Origin of the sequence: Bradyrhizobium sp. i1.15.2, from assembly GCF_040548425.1 — a bacterium.
GTDB lineage: Bacteria > Pseudomonadota > Alphaproteobacteria > Rhizobiales > Xanthobacteraceae > Bradyrhizobium > Bradyrhizobium canariense.
Window position 1 is genome coordinate 37,587 of the sequence record NZ_JBEPRQ010000033.1, and the last position, 16,720, is coordinate 54,306.

Here is a 16,720-nt window from a genome sequence, read left to right on the forward strand (position 1 = left end):
GCTTGCCTCGTCTAGCGTGCGCGCACGCTTAAAGAGGAACGATCGAAAGCGACCGATTTGACCAAAAGCGCGGCCCTGCTCCGGTCGTGACAGCGCCGCAGTCCAGCGTTGCTTCACGTCGACCTGGCCACGACACCAATCGCGACAATGATCATATGGCCGCGCTTGAGTAAAACGCTGGTGTAGAGGGTGACCGTCGACATCATCGTTTAAGTTGCGCAGTGTGTAAATTGGCCGCAGGTCGGTATGAAGAGGTGCCTAGGTCCTATGACGAAGGTACCGTCGGGGCGGCGGCATCTATTTGATACCTCAACCACGCGATGAGCAATTCATCGCTCGCGTGGACGGTAGGGCGGCGAGGACCGCGCTTCATGTAGTCCTTGCTCATTACGATTGTGTGCCGGTTGCAACCATAACGCACAGCAGCACTCGGCTCCTACTTTGAGTGCCTGACGGCGAACCACTGGACCAGAGATAGAAGGTGAACGGTTTCCAAGGTGGGTGTATGATTTTTTCATTGATCTCCGGGCGGTCATTGGACGGAGAGCAGTTTTATGAAGGTTCTTGTTGTTGACGATCACACATTAATCCGCGAGGCGTTGCACGGCGTCCTGAAGCAATTGAAGCGAGAGGCCGTGATATTCGAGGCTTCGAGCAGTCGAGAGGCCATGCGCATCGTCGAGGAGCATCCCGATATCAGCCTCATTTTGCTCGATATCAATTTGCCTGACCGCGACGGCTTCTCTGTCCTTTGCGAACTGCGCCATCGCTATACGGCGATTGCTATCATCATTCTCTCGTCCTCCGATGATCAGGACACGGTCAGGCGCGCTTTCAAACTTGGCGCGCTGGGTTTCATTCCGAAAACCACGGAACGTGAAGTGATGCTCAATGCTATTGAGTTGGTGTTCTCCGGCGGAGTTTACATTCCCTCGGAGATTCTGGAGGAAACGGCAGGTCCGCGGTTTGCGGATAAACCATTGGCTCGCGACTCACTCAAGGGGCGAGGATTGACCGATCGTCAGATCGACGTACTTGCGCTCCTGATGAAGGGAAAAAGCAACAAGGTCATTGCCAGGACGCTCAATATGGCAGTGCCGACAGTGAAGAATCACATGACGGTCGTTCTCAAGGCGCTCGGGGTAGCGACCCGCACTGAAGCCATCATAAAAGTCGGAAAAATGGGCTGGGAATGGCCGCCGAAGTCTGAATCATGAGACTGCCCGGGTGCCTCCTCCACCATCATGATCTCTGAGGAGCTCATGCATGACAGCGCGGAGCCGCATCGGGTCGACCGGCTTGTGCAGCAAAATGTAGCCTCTGTCCCTAGCGTCCCGCAGAGGTTCAGCTGCGGTATCGCCGCTGATGAGAATGGCGGGAATTGACGAGCCAAACGCCGCATTGATTTGTTCAATTGCCCGGATGCCGGTCTTCCCGCTTGCGAGATGATAGTCCGAGATTATGAGATCTGGGCGCTGTTCGCGCTCGGCAAGTTGGACAAGTGCAGGTTCGTCGGATCCGGAGGCAAGAACCGAGTATCCCCATTTGCTAAGCAGTCCGCCCGTTCCCTCCTGCACGATCGGAGTATCGGCAATAACGAGAATTGCCTTGCCGTCGATTGCGAAGGCACCGGGGTATGGTAAGTCGGCGGGCGCCGCGGACCTGACGCATTGATCGATTTTCGGAACCAGGATTGCAAATCGCGAACCTCGGCCCATAGTCGAAGCCAGGTCGATTTGATGGTGGAGAAGCACGCGAAGCTTGTCGACGATAGCGAGGCCGAGGCCCAGTCCGACGGACCGGTTCTGTTCGGCGGTGGGAATCTGAAAAAACTCACCGAAGATATTGTGCTTTTGATCCTCGGGAATGCCAGGACCGGTATCCCATACTTCGATACGCAACATTTCACCACGCCGGCGACATCCGACCACGATACCGCCCCGCAAGGTATAGCGCACCGCATTCGATACGAGATTCAGCATGATGCGTTCGAGCAGCATCGCGTCGCTTCGCACCCATGCGTCACTTGGCCTGACGCGTAGCCGCAGACCCTTTTTTTGCGTCGCCTGGTCAAACGCCGTCTCGATTTTTTGCAACAGGCGCCCGATCGGGAACTCGGTGATTTGGGGGATAAGCATCCCGGCATCCAGCCTGGAAATGTCCAGGAGCGAATTGAACATTTCATCCATTTCCTTGCGGGTGGCGTCGATTCGCTCGACCGTTTTTGTCCTTTCTTCCGGTTTGAGCGGCGTGCGCAGCTGGGCGACGAACAACCCCAACGCATGTAAGGGCTGCCGCAAATCATGGCTTGCCATGGCGAGAAAGCGCGATTTCGCTGCGTTGGCGAGCTCCAGTTCCTGCGTACGCTCTGCGACTTTCTGCTCGAGTTCGACGTGCGCGCGGCGCAGGCTTCGTTCCGCTTTCTTGCGGACCTCGACATCAGCGCTCAGCAGCAAGCTTGGAACGGTAATACTGATCAAGAACATCAACACGAGCAGGAATGACGCATTGGGATCTGGCGTCGCGAAGGGGCCGCCGCCCGTGTGCGTTCCCCAAATCGTGATGCCCGCAAGCACGAGGGCAACCGTTGCGGTATCGCGTGGCCCGCGACGCAGCGCCGCCCATAACATGGGCAGGATGGCGAGAAAGCCGAGCGGATCTCGGCCGGGCGTCTGCTCGATCAGGGGGCTGAATGCAATCAGTCCAACAACCGACGCTGTCGTGAGGACGCCGGCCGTCTCCAGAAGTTCACGGGAATTGAACGGATGATAGCGGCTTGATGTCCAAAGCACGACCGCGGGGGCAATGACCAGCGCGCCAGTCACGTCGCCCAGCCACCAGGTGATCCACGCGTCCGCGAAATTCTGCTGTTCGATGTACCCGAACATTGCCAGACTGGTCAGTCCAATGCTGGCACTGATCGGTGTCGCGATCACGACGCAAATCACAGCAAACTTTGCGACAGAGTCGGGCTTTGAAAACGTGTTACACCCACCCGACCATCGATTAATAAAATAAGCGCCAGTAACTGCTTCGAGAGAGTTACCGGCCGCAATCGCAATTGCGGTGGCAACGGAGCCTGCCGTCGTAACATTAGCGATCATCGCGGCCGCAAAAATTGCTGGCCAGATCCGATATCCCCGCAACAGCACCGCCGCTAGCGCGACACCCGTCGGTGGCCAAATTGGCGTTGCACTGGGATGAATGGAGGCGAGAGTAAGCCCGCCTTTTGCCAAGACGAGATAGATGGCTCCAATTGCGACCAGATCGATGACGTAGCTGATAGCTCGGCTAGAATTTGTCCTGAGAGCTAATGATCGTGGATCGGACATTGTCGGCGCCTGGACCAGGCAATTGGCTCGTCCATCGAGACTGACTTTTGATCGCTGGTCGGAGATCAAAGATCACAAGGTCAATACGGCAGATGCGCTCCGATCGAATTGATCATCGCGGTCTGCTGGCGGACTAAGAGACGGCGCGTGCGATGGAGCATTTGGCCGACTTGCTGTTAAATCCCGCGAATTGCCTCAGAACCAGTGGGACGTTGCGCCCCCGAATTCGCGTCGTCTCGTGCTCCCGAGCTTTGGGGGGACGCATCGTACGACGAAGATAGGCTCTCCGAAAGTCCGGATTGGGATCGGGATCAGGTCGGTCTGTACGACGAGAGCCCTATCTCTCGTTGGAGTCTCAGGACTGAACTACTTGCACGATAGCCTGCATACAGCGCGACGAGGGCGCGCAAGCTTCACTCAAAAATGGAAGCATCGGAGGCGCAGCATGACGCTGCCGCCCCGGTCCGCTTCTAGTTCAGCCACAGCGGGGCGTGCGGATGTCTTTCATAAGGCGGTCCGGATCATCACCGAGATCAAGCGGAAATCCGAGGACGCCTGCCGCAATCCTAGGAATGCGCGGCCTTGCTTTCTCCGCCCAAAGAGCGGGGCCGTTTTTCTTTCGAAGGCCGCTTATTAGTCGGTGTCAGTCCAGCTGCGAAGGCTGGGCGCCAATTTACCGGCCCAGCCGCGAGCCTCATCAACGAATATTATGGCACGTTCGATCGGCGCTGTTCTGCGAACGGTCGCAAAAAGGTCTGTCAGGAACCATCGCATAAAAGGTGCGAGCGTCTCGAGTGATTCCGTTAGCAAGGAGAGGAATAATTGGCCTGGTCACGGCAGAAATCTTCGAAATTGAACGTGCTTAAGTTCGAGAGGCGTTGTGGCCGCGGATCGTCGCACCACTGAAGCGCCTGCGCGGCGGTCGAGAATACGGGATCGCGTGTCCGTGGCTCCATTGCCAGCAGGGCACGAACGCGGTTTGTAATGCTATCGCTGCGGAGTAAATCTAGGTGCTTCTTGAGCGCCTCGTGATCGCCAATCAATGCGGAAATCGCGGCGTGGGATCCTTCGTGACGAGTGCGATCCTTTGCGCGGTAACAATCACGTCGGCGGCACGATTCTGAAATAGGCGCTTTCAGCACTCGTAGCTGTGGGCAGTAAGCATCTTGCGAGACGCTGCGAGCAGAGGATATGCCAGGAATGCTATGGCGCGGACGGAAGACGCCTTCGAGAAGGGCAAGGCCGACGGCGCGAAAGCGGCTCCTGCGGTTATCGCCGCCGCGGCTCGCGATTGGTCGGCGACGCCCGCCAATAGCCCCTCGCCAGGTGGTGCGAAGGCTCTGATGATCCGCTTGCGCGTTGTATCACAGGCGTGTAGCACTCACTCAGGCAAGAGACGTGAACAGCGCGTCTTTTCAATAGGTTACTGCCTTGGCAGGCGGAGGTTTCGATCCCTCCTGCTCCTCCAAACCAATATGGTTACAGGATTGTTTTTCAAACGCTTTTCCAATGATCGTCGGCTGCCTCACATCAAAACCACGGTTGTAAGCTACGTTTGTATCCGCCCGCTGAAGGATCCCTTGCCCAATGAGGCGTGTTGAAGAGCGCGCCGAACCTGACATCGCAGACAGGTCCACTCACGCGGGCCGCGTGAGGCGCAGCCCGCGTCAGATTCCGAAAGGCCGCCTTTTTACCGGATCAAGTCATGCTGACCGTCGGACCGTCATGGCTTCATTGCGCCCTGCGCGCTTGTGTAGACTGCGTACAGAGACGTCGAACCGCAGATGTAAAGTCTATTTCGTTGCTGGCCGCCGAAGCAAAGATTGGCGACGGTTTCCGGAATGTGGATCTTACCTAGCAGTTCGCCCCCTGGCGTATAGCAGCGCACCCCGTCCTCGGTCGGATCGCCCCAACCGGCGGAGCACCAGACACGACCCTCGGTGTCACAGCGTAAGCCGTCGGTAATGCTGGGCTTGGGCATTTCCGCAAAGACCTTGCTGTTCGACGCCTTTCCAGCGGCGACATCAAGGTCGAACACCCGGATGTGAGAGGGATTGTCGGGCCCGTCGGTGAAACCGGTGTCGATCACATAGAGCTTCTTCTCGTCGGGCGCGAACGGTAATCCCGTTCGGCTCGACGAAATCATCGGCGATCACCTTGATGTCCCCTGATTTAGGATTGACGCGGTACACGTTGTGCTTTTCCTGCTCGGGCTCGGCCTTGATGCCCTCATAGAAGCCGCCGATGCCGTAGGCCGGATCGGTGAACCAGATCGCACCATCGGACGTGACAACCGCGTCGTTTGGCGAGTTCAACCTCTTGCCATTGTACTTGTCAGCAATGATTGTGATCGAACCGTCCAATTCAGTCCTGGTAACGCGTCGGCCAGAATGCTCGCAGGTGATCAAACGGCCCTCGCGATCGATGGTGTTACCGTTCGAGTTCATGGATGGTTGGCGGAACACGCTGACGTGACCGTCGTCTTCCGAGAGGCGCATGATGCGGTTGTTTGGAATATCGCTGAACAGGACATAGCGGCCAGCCGGGAAGTAGACCGGCCCCTCGGCCCATCGAAATCCCGTTGCGACGCGTTCTACCGCCATCGTTCCGGCGAACGCCGGAAAGTCAGCCGGCCCGAACGTGGCCTTGCCCTTCTTCATGGATTCCAGGTGAGCATCCGGGTAGCGGCTTCCCGATAGCGGCCCCAATGGCAACGGCTCGGTCGACCTGGTTGGAGCGCCCGTTTGACCGAATGGCGCTACGCTCGCAGCCGAAGCCATTTTCACGGTTGCTGCCATTGTCGCGGCTGCTGTTGTGGTGAGAAACGCGCGTCTGTTCATCATCACCTCCCTGTTGCATTGACAATTTTTGCGAGACGCTGATCGGCGATCCGAACTGCTTGCCAAGCAGTGCTGTCGTTCGGACATCGCAAATTGTAGCACGAGAAAGATGGGCCAAGAAGTCGAGCAGTGCGCTGAGCGTGAAGAAGGCAATCCTTGGCGAATGGGGCGCATCTCGCTGTGCGCACCCGCCCCGAGATCGATCGCGTAGGGATGAGATGAGCCAAACGGGTTCAAAAAAAGCCCCAGCTCCCGGGTCGGGGAAACTGGGGTCTAGCCTCTCGCTTCGGCCGGCAAGGGGACCGCCGGCACCGACATGCTAGTTCCTCCAGGGGCTCCAGGGGAGTCACGATCAGGTGTGGTTGATCACAAGCATTACGGTGTGCGTGGCCGAATGAACCCGCGCGAAAGATATGGCTGGTTCCGAAGAAATGCGATGCTTGTCTCTATGCTCCGCAGCGGATCAGTTGAAACATCCTGTTCGACGAGAACATGTCTCACGCCGCTCTGGCGCGCAGCTTCGAGTATGCTGGCAAAGTCGATCGTGCCGCGACCTAGTTCGGTGGTCGAACCATCTTTTGCCATGTCCTTGAGATGAACCAGTGGAAACCGCGATGGATTTGCCCTCAAGACGCGCGCAGAATCGAGATTTCCTTTGGTTGCCCAATAAACATCGAGCTCGAACTTGACCAAGCGCTCGTCCGTGCGCCTCAGCAAAACATCATACGGCTGGATGCCACCGGGCAGGGCAGCAAACTCGAAGTCGTGATTATGATAGGCGAGGGTCAAGTTCGACCGCGACGCTAATTGACCAATCGTATTCAGATTATCGCAGATCCGCTTCCAATCATCGGTGGTCTTCCGTACCGACGGATCCAACCATGGACAAACGACAAACCGACTGCCGAGCAAATGAGCGATCTCGAACGATGGTTGGGCATTGTCCCGCAGACTGGGGTAGTCGATATGCAGTGATGGGGCAGTGAGACCCAGGCCTAGCAGGAGCTTACGGGTGTGGCTGACGTCTGAGCCGAGAATGCCGGCAAACTCCACCTCGCTGTAGCCGAGAATGGCAACTCTCCTCAGGGTCCCCTCAAAATCGACCTTCAGCAGGTCACGAACTGTGTAGAGCTGCAGGCCAATTTTCCGCACCTCTCCACCGAATTTCGAATCGATTGTCATCATCGCCCCAGCCGCGATGAATCCTAAAACAGCTCGCCTGCTGAGTTCCGCCGGCATACTGGGCTATCTTGGCGCTTGTAGGACGACACCGTAGCGCTCGTATATCCGATTGATCGTACCGTCGGTTCGCAGCCGGTCCAGGGCTCCGTCGATAGCTTCACGCAACTGGTCATCCGGGCGCACCATGCCAACAGCAACATTCCAGTTAAGGTTCGCCTCGTTCTCATCGAGTTCGAGAATGCGTACCGCCTTGTCCGGATGCGTCACATTGAAATAGCTGGCCGTCGTCGGGGTGACCGCTGCCGCATCAATCTCATGATTGGCAAGAGCCTCTAGGCTGTCGACCTCGAAACCAAACGTCGACGTGGGCACGTGGCGCTGACCGAGGGTCATGGCCGCCATAGATCCGACCAGGACACCAACTTTCGAGTGCTCATCGAGACTCTTGAAGGAGGTGAGTTTGCTTCCATGAGGAACTGCCAGCGCAACACCTGTGCGATAATACGCCTTAGATATCCTCAGATTGGTCTCGCCCTGCGCCTCGCGGTCGGCGATGATGTCGAGCACGATGTCGCAGCCCGCGCTCCGCATCTGGTATTGAGTGATGATCCAGTCTGACCTCAGTGAGACACCAAGCTCGCGCGCGAACGCGTTGCCCAACTCGATCTGAAATCCGGGAGGGTCACCGGCCTTGTTGGCGAAAGGAAGCGAGTTGGGGTGGGCGCATAGTCCAAGCACACCGGAGTTGCGGATCGCGTCGAGAGAACGAGCCTGCGCAATACTGATTAGTTCCAGCAGGGCGCCGACCACGAGGGCTAAATAAGTTTTCATGAAACCCCTGTGTAGATCAATGTCGCCTAGCCTTCATGTGGCTTCAGGGCGCGGATGTATTTCATGATTTCGTCGATTTGCGCATCGCTGAACGTCACGCCGAAAGCCGGCATCGCGCCTTCCTTGCCGTTCTTGATGCGGTTGCGGATGAAGTCGTCATCTCGCTTGCTATCCATGAGCTGCGGCCCCTTGCCGGCAGCGCGACCGCCGTCGGAGTGACACCAACCACAGGTGGTCGCGAACAACTGCCCGACATCGAGTTGTTGGTTATCCGGAGCGCCCGGAGTAGGTTGCTGCGCGCGAGAGGGCAAGCTGGCAATCGTAAGGAGCGCGGCCAGTGTCGAGGTCGACAACGTCATGATCTTCCAAGCCAATCGCATACCGGCCAACCCTACCGCTCAGGGATCCAATTTGCGCCGAGCTTCGTTAGCTCCGCTTTGACAAAGGGAGCGGCGTCACGCCGCTCCCTCCCGGCGTCACGAGCATTATTTCAGACTGTAAACGATGAGCGCGCCGTCGTCGCGAGGCATGCTCTTGTAGACGCCGCCGAAGGTCGGCGCGTAGTCATCCGACGCCATGCCTCCGAAGCCGGCGACGACCGCGATGTACTGCTTACCATTGACGGCGTAGCTGATGATGCCGCCTTGGTGGCCGGTGCCGTCGCCGTGGCTCCACAATTCGGCACCGGAATCGGCATCGTAAGCATGGACCGTGCCGCGCGAGTCCGGGACGAATACCAGATTGCCTCCAGTGGACAATACGCTTCCGAGCGGCGGCTCGGGGAAGCGCACTTCCCACTTCTTGGCGCCGGTGATGGGATCGCGCGCATCCAGATGGCCATAGATCTCACCGCCGGGCGGCGGAGCGATCTTGAAGTCGGCTCCGATGTTGAGTTGGGCCTGAGGAGCAACGATCGGAGTCGTCTTCTGAACTTCGAGCGTCATGCACCATTCCTGGCCGAGCTTGTAATAGAGGCCTGTCTTCGGGTTATACGATCCGGAATTCCAGCTCACCCCACCAGATATGTGAGGGCACAATGGTTCGGAAGCCTTCCCGGCGGAGAAGTCGCGGCGACCGATTAGCTCACCCGTCTTGGGATCGATATCCTTGACGAAATTGCTGTTCTGCGTGATCCGCCATACGTTTTTGACGGCGAGGTTGCGGTCGTAAACGAAGATATATCCGCTCTTGTTCGGATGGACGATGTACTTCTGGCCATCGCGATCGAGCATCACAAACTCGCCGACCGCGCTATCAAAGTCCCAGGCGTCGTGAGGTAGCTCCTGATGATAGGACTTCAGCTTGCCGGTGTCGATATCGAGCGCAAGCACTGAGGTGGTGTAGAGATTGTCTCCGGGACGCGCCCCTTGCGTCTTGTAATCGGCTCCCGACCAGTCGTAGAGCGGAGCCGGGTTTGCAGTCCCCCACAGAATTGTGTTTGTCTCGCCGTCGTAGGTGCCAGGCATCCAGCCGCCGCCGCCGCCGGTCCGCCACGAGTCATTGCCCCAGGTCTTTATGGCGTCGTCGGTGCCGGCAACCGTCAGGAATTCCCATTTCTTCTTGCCGGTTGCTGCATCAACACCGAAGATCGGACCCCGGCCCGGCCATTCGCCGCCTTGCGCGCCGATCACCACTGTGCCCTTGGCGTAAAGCGGCGCTCCGGTGAAACCAACGGTCAGCTTTTGGGAATCGATCAGCTTGGTGTCCCACATGACCTTTCCGGTCTTCATGTCGAGCGCGATGAGGCGGCCATCCATGGTTCCGACATAGACCTTCCCCTCGCCGATGGCGGCACCGCGATTATAGGGGGAGTGGGTCTGCCGCGCGATCAGGGCCTCGTCCAACTCGGGGAAGTAAGACCAGATCACCTCACCGGTAGCGCCGTTCAGTGCAAACGTGCGGCTGTAGGACCCAGTGTAGTAGAGTACCCCGTCGGCCGCGAGAGGCATCGATTGCAGCCCTCGCGTGGAACGTCCCGGAATATGGATCCAGGCAACGCCCAGATTGCTTACGTTACTGGGATTGATCTGTGCTAGCGGGCTGTAGTGATACGACTTGTATGAGCCATGATAGGTCAGCCAATCGTTCTGACCGGCGGATTCAATCCGGGCCGTGTCCACGGATTGCGCAAACGCCCCTGACGCCATGAGCGTCACACCAATAACAACAACAGGGAAACAAGAATAACGCCACTGCTTCTTCATGTAGAGTTCCTCCCGCGTTTTTACATTTGTGGACTGAGTAGCCGCCTCCGAGGAGTTTCGCCGTTCAAAGCGGCGCTTCTTCGCCACCACATATCAGGTGCCGCACACTTCCTCTCGCTCTTCTCACAAGTAGCTACGCTGACCGCACTGGCTCTGGTGCACCAACCCACTCGCAGAGTACGCGGGATCACGTCTTGTGCAACGATGGAATTCCCACGCGGCACGGCTAGTGAATGTCAGCGCCTCTTACCGAAGTCTACCCTGTCTTGCGGCTGGGGAGCCGCCTCGGCGAAAAAAACCCCCGTTGAGCGGGGGAGTACCAGGTCAGCACTTTTACCGGCGCGATTGGATCGCTAGCAGTCGGGCATTCCTGCTGGGCGCGAGGAAGCATTGGCATTGGCGCTCGTACCGGAAGAAGCAGCGGAAGAAGTGCCAGAGCTTGACCCGGGTGATGTTGTTGAGCCGATAGTGGTATTTCCGGATGGTCCAGTTGCGGTGGCGCCGCTTACGTCCCGAACCACCTTATTAGCCACGTCCCAGCATTGTTTGAGATCGTGACCACTCGACCCACCCGTCGAAGTTCCTTGAGCGTTTGCGAATGCACCGATAGCCAACAATGCGGCGCTGATCGGCACTCCTAGATAAATCTTCCTCATTGATGGAATCTCCTCTTGTATGCCGGCAAGAGTGCCGACGCCTCTTAATGCGGGTGCAACATCCAACGTTCCCTCCAGATGCAAGCATCAAGCGAGCAACGAACTTGTCGCGCGGCACACCACATTAGCGACTTCGAGGAACTCGCGGCATGGAGCACATTTAACCTGGACGTGGCGGACGCTTTGTTGCGCCCAGGAGGAGGCTCGCGGAGCGTTCTCGAGTGCTTCTGTCGATAATCCCCAAACTTCGGAAGTTAGAGGATATCCACTCCTCCAAACTGTGGGCGCTAAACCCTCGCGAAGATGTTCACTTTTCGCAAGCCTTGGACGGTTCTAGAAATAAGCTACGGTAATGAACTACGGTAACTCGGCCAAATCGCAATACGTGATGCCACTATGGGCATCCGCCGGCAAGGATGTGAACCTCTTCGTCCTGCTGGGCTCTCGCGACTTCGACAGGCATAGTGTCCTTTTCGCACGCCTCGCGCCGCTCAACTGCGAATACTTTCTGCACACGCCGGTTTCAATTGCTAGCTTCTAAAATCGTCCTTGCAGTCGCTCTTCGTCGCGTTCGTGCTCGGAAGGTCGATCCCTCGCGGATTTAAGAGAGCTGCCATCCTGCACGCAGGATGCAAGTGCAATCAAGATTTCAGGCCTCGCTCGGCGTCACCGATCTCGCAATTTCGCCGACGTGAACGGGCGGGGGAGCAGTTGGATCATCGCGGCCAGCTGGGCTCAGGCCATGGCATGTAAAGACGCAGCCCTGCGGAGAAAGGGCATCGATGAGCTGCAGCGGCGCCCTCTCATGCTGTGACATACCGGCCGGCACGATCAAGACCTACAAGGCCGGCACGTAGGGCAGGGGGTTCCGGCTAATCGTAGAAGCACGGTCCGGCCTTGCAGAGCTTGGGAGCTAGTTAGACGGGCAGCCGAAGCCAAAGGTCGTTGCTAGACAGCATACCGGCCGGCGTGGCTATCTCCAAATCGACGACGCGAAATGAGCCGGGCTGATCATCATGCAGGTAACGAAGATGCCAGACCGGGCCAAGTTCTGGTGTAATGGCGAAGTCATCTAAGGCACTCGCGACGTATCGAACGGCATCGCGATGTGCTATCGGCGCGGAGAACATCGTGTCGATCAGCGTGGCGAGGCTCATACCTTCCTGGAGCATGGTTCGCGCGACTTCGTCTCCGTGGACGAGCCTAAGGGCCGATATGAGGGCCGCGATAGCGTCAGGGTTCTTTAGAGACACGGCAAATTCGTTTCAGGCCAAAAGCCGGACTATTGACGTACGGGCGCGTGGGCGGCGGTTGCGTGCTTTCGCAGGGCAATGCACGTCTGCTACAACACCTCAGCACGAACTTGAGCAACGCCACGATTTGTAATCCCCAAGCTGCGCGCGGCCGCCAGCGAGAGGTCGAGGACGCGGCCACGGACCCATGGTCCGCGGTCGGTGATACGAACGACCACCGACTTATTCGTCTCAAGATCAGTGACGCGGACTCTCGTGCCGAACGGCAGACGGCGGTGCGCCGCGGTTAGTAGATTCCGATCAAACGATGAACCGCTCGCTGTCTTGCCTTTGGAATAGGAATAGTAGGAGGCTTTTCCGGAAATGAATCGATTGAAGGATTGAGCCCCTGAACGATCTTTCAAGGGCTCTTGTCCGTTCGGAGACCGCGCTTGCGGCTCCTCCTTCTTTGTCTGATCGAGTCCTTCAGGAGCGGGCTCCGCGTGAGCCTTTGGAACGATGGACCATCTGTCATTGAATGTTTGCCCGACGGCAGGGGTTGCGTGAAGCCCCGTCCAAGTTGAGACCGCTGCAATCATTATCATTCCAGAAAGCGGACGCATGATCGACCTCGCTACAAATCACAAAACAGAGAAACAATGCAAACTCATAACGCACGTTCCGGCACATCCCCGATTCATATGTAGAAAGGTGATGTACTACCCATGGCGGAACGTAGACGCAGCGCAGCAAGCAGATAGCTCGCTGCAACGCACCACGTTAACGGCATCAGTTCTAGAGCTCTCTGGCGAAGCGAGCGTCAACACCGCCTGTACGTGCAGGGATTCAATCAGTGGCGTGAATGTCTTCGCCCTGATTATAGACACGAGGAGGACATTGAACGGACCGCCACAGTTTGGTGGGGCGAGAGGCCGCGACCCACCTAAGACGCTCCGTACGTTGCCTGCCATGGCTCGATGTTCAGTGGGCCGCTGGTCACTATAATGGCGCCGACCTGTGGGGTTGCCTCAAGGCGCAGGGATTTAGCCCGGTGCGAATCGTTGCCGAATGGGGACACGCCGTTGGCGTGCCGAAATGTCCAATGCTCAGAGCCTGCAGCGCGTACCGTCCGCGAGACCTATCGCGCGCTGATGACCAATGGCCGCGATACGCTATGCAAGGCATTCCTCTCCTGGTGGAAGCTCGAGAAATCATAGCCGGTTTCCGTGCGATGATCCGCAAGAAGGCTCACGGAGAGCTTGAATCATCGTTGGAACGAGCATGCGCAAGCCTAGTCGTGTCTTTCGCCAACGGCGTCATCAAGGACAAGGCCCCCGTCAGCGCAGCGATTACCGACGTCCTGGTCCAACGGACAGACCGAAGACCAGATCGGCAAACTCCAAACTGGGTTAAGCCCCAATGCCGGGGCATGGAAGGAGTAAAGCTTCCAGCCGCGCTGGCGCTGCTGCTGCGAGCGGATTTGCGCGGCCTCAGGCGGAAGGGACCGCGATGGATGCTCGTGGCGCTTCAGACCGCTGGAATTTTGAACGAGATGTTCAATTGGTTCAGAGAGGTGGCCAAACATTGGCCGGAGAGACGCAGATCACTAGAAGTAGTGGCGTAGACGGCACATCCAAATTGACTTTCATTGAGGCGATTAAGCCTAACGCTCGGTCCAATCCGTGCCATGCGCGATAGCAGCCGGCACGCGTTTGTCCGCGGATACGTCCTGCTCTCTTGCGAGGCAGCAAAGGATGGGGAACGGCGGATGCGCTCGCTCTAACGCAAGCTGGCGATTTTAAAGCATAGGGTCGCTATTAATTAAAATATAGAAACGAAAAAGAAATTAAATGTTGATAAATATTTGAAATTGAATAATGTGAGAGTGCCTGGCGCCGGACGAACGCGTCTGGCTACCGAGAAACGGCTCCCGCATCCCGCCCCTGCTTACGCCATGAGGTGTGAGGGGCCGTTTCTTGGCCGATGCTGAGGCGGATCATGCTACGCATGGCTGACTTGTTTCTCGTCCTATGACAGCAGCGGTGTTACTGGTTGAAATCGCAATTTTTATTGTTCTCGTGATGCTTTAACTGACGCGAGAAACTGAAAGTAGATGAGAAGCGGCACGCGATCGCGCATGATCGTCTCAGTCAGCTCGCCGCCCGTCGTACGGTCGGCGGGTTTTTATGTTGTGGAAGTGGAAAAATGACCCGCTGGTCACACCGGCCTTTTCGTCATTGCTCACGAGCTTTGGCCGCATGCCCGCCAGTTTCATGTAAGCAAGCCGTCGCCAGATCAGGTTCACAAGGGCTGTGAATGCATTTAGCCGCTCGAGGCGGACTTCAGCGCGGGTGCAAAGCGTTCGGAGAATGTTGCGGCCTTGCCATCCCGGGCTGCAGAAAGGGCCGCCGAGATAATCGTTGAACACCTCACGAATGCGATCGGCAGTAAGGCCGCACCGAAAATAGTTTCCGCATATTACCCTCCTCGAGAGGACGTCAATGCCGTTCAGTTTTGGAGGGCGTTGTTTCAGCGTCATTCCGTGTGAGGCTCGAAACGGTTTCGTGCACGCGGTCGTGACGCAAGCTGGAGTTACGGCGGCAGGACCTGCGTTGTGCGCCGCGCAACAACATATGCTCCGAAAAGACCGATGGCGGAGAGACGGCCCCGGCTTCAGGGTTGGCTCTTGAGGTACGCCGGGGCCGCACCGCCAGCTTGGGCGAGCTAGCGAGACAGCAACGGCGCCGTGAGGACACGGGTTCCTCGCCGCGCAGGTCAGGCGAGGTTTAATTGGCACAATGTAATCCGCCGCGCTTTATTTTCGTTTCTACCCTGCGGCAAGCCACAATGCCTCTGACACTGCGGATGATCGGCCTGGATGATTACACGGTTCACGAGGACCGGCAGCTAGTCGGGCGCATCCGCTACGCCAACGAACGCTCCCCGGGGTTCTGGTTGTGGACGTGCATCGTGACGCTTCCCGGTCCGCCGTTCGGGGAAGCTGGCTCGCTCGATGAAGCGAAGGGGCGATTCATGGTCGCATGGGAGAATTTCAAGGCGAAGCATACGGCGGAAGAGTTGGGGAAGGCCTTCGCTGAGATGAACCGCGCCAACCGACAAGACCATTATCTGCGCTCAGTGCGTTAGCGCGTCGCATTTGATTGCAACAAAATTCGCCGGTTCACACTGACGGCCATTTCCAAGCCGACGAGTTCGTCCCGACTGTGTACGCGCCCAGCAGTGAGATTGCCCCGGCTTCAAGGGGGACTTTTGGGTGGCCGGAGCCGCTCCGCCAGCTCCGCGGGGAGCCGGCAAGATTCTCAAGCTCCCTATTGAGGTGTTCGTTCCCTGCTGGTCCATCGTTGGAAATTCACGGGAGGCGCCGGTTCACGTTGGCTGCCTTCCTCATGTGGGCAACATGACGCCTGTCCCAGTATAAGCGGTCATTTTTAAACTAAGTCCTAAGTTGGCGGGCTTTTCGTTTTTATCAGCTTCTGTCATGTTGCCACGGTCATTTTTCAGGAGAGACGCGCGTGGCAACAGGTATTGTGAAGTGGTTCAACGCGACCAAAGGCTATGGCTTCATTCAGCCCGACGACGGCGGGAAGGACGTCTTTGTCCACATATCAGCAGTGTAGAAGGCTGGCTTCAGTGGTTTGGCAGAAGGTGCAAAGGTGAGCTACGAGATCGTGAGCGATCGGGGCAAGCAGTCCGCAGGTAATCTGAGACTGTAGGCGTGGCTGGGACAGGGCCCGCCGGTTCGCGCCGGCGGGCCGGGCGCGTTGATCACGTGTATCGAAATTGAGTACACGCTTTGGTGCTGCGATCTTCGGCGCTTTCACCGCTCCAGTTCCTTGATGGCGTCCTTTAGCAGTTCGAGAAGCCGGATTTCACATGCCCCCATGACGAACTGATCGGCGTCGTCAGGCACGACAATCTGCCCCTGCACGTGTCCATCATGGGAGTGGATGATGAAGTCTCGGGCCTTGCACGCTTCGTTGCGGACGTTCGTTATCGCCTCAAGCGGACCCCATTCAATTCTGACAGCCATTGCTAACCCTCGCTCTTGGGGGAACGCGCGTGAGCTACTGCGGGTCATGAGAGTTGAGGAGCGGCAAAGCCGGCAGATCGATCGGCTCGCCTGGAGGTCGATCAACTCTGTTCGCTTTCTTTCCGCTGGCGAGGACACCAATATAGCCGGCGCCCAGCAGCAGGGCCCCTGCGATCATCAGCCAGTGCGGGAATGCCAAGGACATGGTCGCTGGCCTCAAAAAGCGCTCACGGGCGCCGGTAGGACAAACCTATTCAACCATTTCGTGATTGAAGAAGTCAAATATTTAATTTATTTAATATATGCATTAACTATTTAATTGTGAAATATTAAGAGCGCGGGGTGCACGATGCCCTCGATAGAGTCTATGCACTTCAGCAGCACAGGGCCTT

The 16,720-nt window shown here is 57.5% G+C and carries 12 protein-coding genes and 2 pseudogenes; 3 read left to right on the forward strand and 11 right to left on the reverse strand.

Going from position 1 to position 16,720, the window contains the following annotated elements:
* The first annotated feature begins 554 nt into the window (after positions 1-554).
* On the forward strand, positions 555-1,217 hold the full coding sequence (locus tag ABIB80_RS34625; RefSeq protein ID WP_219681317.1) for a response regulator: 663 nt from the start codon (positions 555-557) through the stop codon (positions 1,215-1,217).
* On the opposite strand, the gene ABIB80_RS34630 is transcribed toward ABIB80_RS34625, so the two are convergent.
* The 9 genes and pseudogenes from ABIB80_RS34630 to ABIB80_RS34670 form a co-directional block, all read right to left on the reverse strand.
* A complete protein-coding gene (locus tag ABIB80_RS34630) occupies positions 1,212-3,332 on the reverse strand; it encodes an MASE1 domain-containing protein (RefSeq protein ID WP_354129111.1) in 2,121 nt (706 codons plus the stop codon). The two genes, ABIB80_RS34625 and ABIB80_RS34630, sit on opposite strands and share 6 nt — an antisense overlap.
* Positions 3,333-5,055: 1,723 nt before the next feature.
* A pseudogene (locus tag ABIB80_RS34635) lies at positions 5,056-5,992 on the reverse strand (SMP-30/gluconolactonase/LRE family protein).
* Positions 5,993-6,547: 555 nt separating this feature from the next.
* Positions 6,548-7,411, reverse strand: a complete 864-nt coding sequence (locus ABIB80_RS34640; RefSeq protein ID WP_354129112.1) for a sugar phosphate isomerase/epimerase family protein — start codon at positions 7,409-7,411, stop codon at positions 6,548-6,550.
* Positions 7,412-7,417: 6 nt separating this feature from the next.
* Positions 7,418-8,185, reverse strand: coding sequence for a substrate-binding periplasmic protein (locus ABIB80_RS34645; RefSeq protein ID WP_354129113.1), 768 nt, complete (start codon positions 8,183-8,185; stop codon positions 7,418-7,420).
* Positions 8,186-8,211: 26 nt separating this feature from the next.
* Positions 8,212-8,544 carry a c-type cytochrome gene (locus ABIB80_RS34650; RefSeq protein ID WP_009859258.1) on the reverse strand — a complete coding sequence of 111 codons (333 nt, stop codon included), beginning with the start codon at positions 8,542-8,544 and terminating at the stop codon, positions 8,212-8,214.
* Positions 8,545-8,670: 126 nt separating this feature from the next.
* Positions 8,671-10,389: a pyrroloquinoline quinone-dependent dehydrogenase gene (locus ABIB80_RS34655; protein ID WP_219681323.1), complete on the reverse strand. Its 1,719-nt coding sequence runs from the start codon at positions 10,387-10,389 to the stop codon at positions 8,671-8,673.
* Between the two features lie 1,573 nt (positions 10,390-11,962).
* On the reverse strand, positions 11,963-12,217 hold the full coding sequence (locus ABIB80_RS34660) for a hypothetical protein (RefSeq protein ID WP_354129114.1): 255 nt from the start codon (positions 12,215-12,217) through the stop codon (positions 11,963-11,965).
* A gap of 170 nt (positions 12,218-12,387) precedes the next feature.
* Positions 12,388-12,702 carry a septal ring lytic transglycosylase RlpA family protein gene (locus tag ABIB80_RS34665; protein ID WP_311985810.1) on the reverse strand — a complete coding sequence of 105 codons (315 nt, stop codon included), beginning with the start codon at positions 12,700-12,702 and terminating at the stop codon, positions 12,388-12,390.
* A 1,721-nt stretch (positions 12,703-14,423) separates the two neighbouring features.
* Positions 14,424-14,816 (reverse strand): hypothetical protein, encoded by a 393-nt coding sequence (locus ABIB80_RS34670; protein ID WP_354129115.1) that lies wholly within the window; start codon positions 14,814-14,816, stop codon positions 14,424-14,426.
* A 308-nt stretch (positions 14,817-15,124) separates the two neighbouring features.
* On the opposite strand from ABIB80_RS34670, the gene ABIB80_RS34675 reads away from it, so the two are divergent.
* Together ABIB80_RS34675 and ABIB80_RS34680 are read left to right on the forward strand one after the other, a co-directional pair.
* Entirely contained in the window at positions 15,125-15,424 is a 300-nt protein-coding gene (locus ABIB80_RS34675; RefSeq protein WP_219681330.1) for a hypothetical protein, read from the forward strand.
* A 386-nt stretch (positions 15,425-15,810) separates the two neighbouring features.
* A pseudogene (locus ABIB80_RS34680) lies at positions 15,811-16,011 on the forward strand (cold-shock protein).
* 104 nt (positions 16,012-16,115) lie between these two features.
* Here ABIB80_RS34680 and ABIB80_RS34685 read toward each other — a convergent pair.
* Together ABIB80_RS34685 and ABIB80_RS34690 are read right to left on the reverse strand one after the other, a co-directional pair.
* On the reverse strand, positions 16,116-16,328 hold the full coding sequence (locus tag ABIB80_RS34685; RefSeq protein ID WP_009859263.1) for a hypothetical protein: 213 nt from the start codon (positions 16,326-16,328) through the stop codon (positions 16,116-16,118).
* 34 nt (positions 16,329-16,362) lie between these two features.
* Entirely contained in the window at positions 16,363-16,533 is a 171-nt protein-coding gene (locus ABIB80_RS34690) for a hypothetical protein (RefSeq protein WP_354129116.1), read from the reverse strand.
* Between the last annotated feature and the right edge of the window lie 187 nt (positions 16,534-16,720).

Bases quoted from the DNA above. Each gene is read 5' to 3' on its own strand.
- ABIB80_RS34655 (WP_219681323.1), bottom strand. From the start codon at position 10,389: ATGAAGAAGCAGTGGCGTTATTCTTGTTTCCCTGTTGTTGTTATTGGT.
- ABIB80_RS34650 (WP_009859258.1), bottom strand. From the start codon at position 8,544: ATGACGTTGTCGACCTCGACACTGGCCGCGCTCCTTACGATTGCCAGC.
- ABIB80_RS34625 (WP_219681317.1), top strand. From the start codon at position 555: ATGAAGGTTCTTGTTGTTGACGATCACACATTAATCCGCGAGGCGTTG.
- ABIB80_RS34630 (WP_354129111.1), bottom strand. From the start codon at position 3,332: ATGTCCGATCCACGATCATTAGCTCTCAGGACAAATTCTAGCCGAGCT.
- ABIB80_RS34685 (WP_009859263.1), bottom strand. From the start codon at position 16,328: ATGGCTGTCAGAATTGAATGGGGTCCGCTTGAGGCGATAACGAACGTC.
- ABIB80_RS34640 (WP_354129112.1), bottom strand. From the start codon at position 7,411: ATGCCGGCGGAACTCAGCAGGCGAGCTGTTTTAGGATTCATCGCGGCT.
- ABIB80_RS34645 (WP_354129113.1), bottom strand. From the start codon at position 8,185: ATGAAAACTTATTTAGCCCTCGTGGTCGGCGCCCTGCTGGAACTAATC.
- ABIB80_RS34675 (WP_219681330.1), top strand. From the start codon at position 15,125: ATGCCTCTGACACTGCGGATGATCGGCCTGGATGATTACACGGTTCAC.
- ABIB80_RS34690 (WP_354129116.1), bottom strand. From the start codon at position 16,533: ATGTCCTTGGCATTCCCGCACTGGCTGATGATCGCAGGGGCCCTGCTG.
- ABIB80_RS34670 (WP_354129115.1), bottom strand. From the start codon at position 14,816: ATGACGCTGAAACAACGCCCTCCAAAACTGAACGGCATTGACGTCCTC.
- ABIB80_RS34660 (WP_354129114.1), bottom strand. From the start codon at position 12,217: ATGCTCCAGGAAGGTATGAGCCTCGCCACGCTGATCGACACGATGTTC.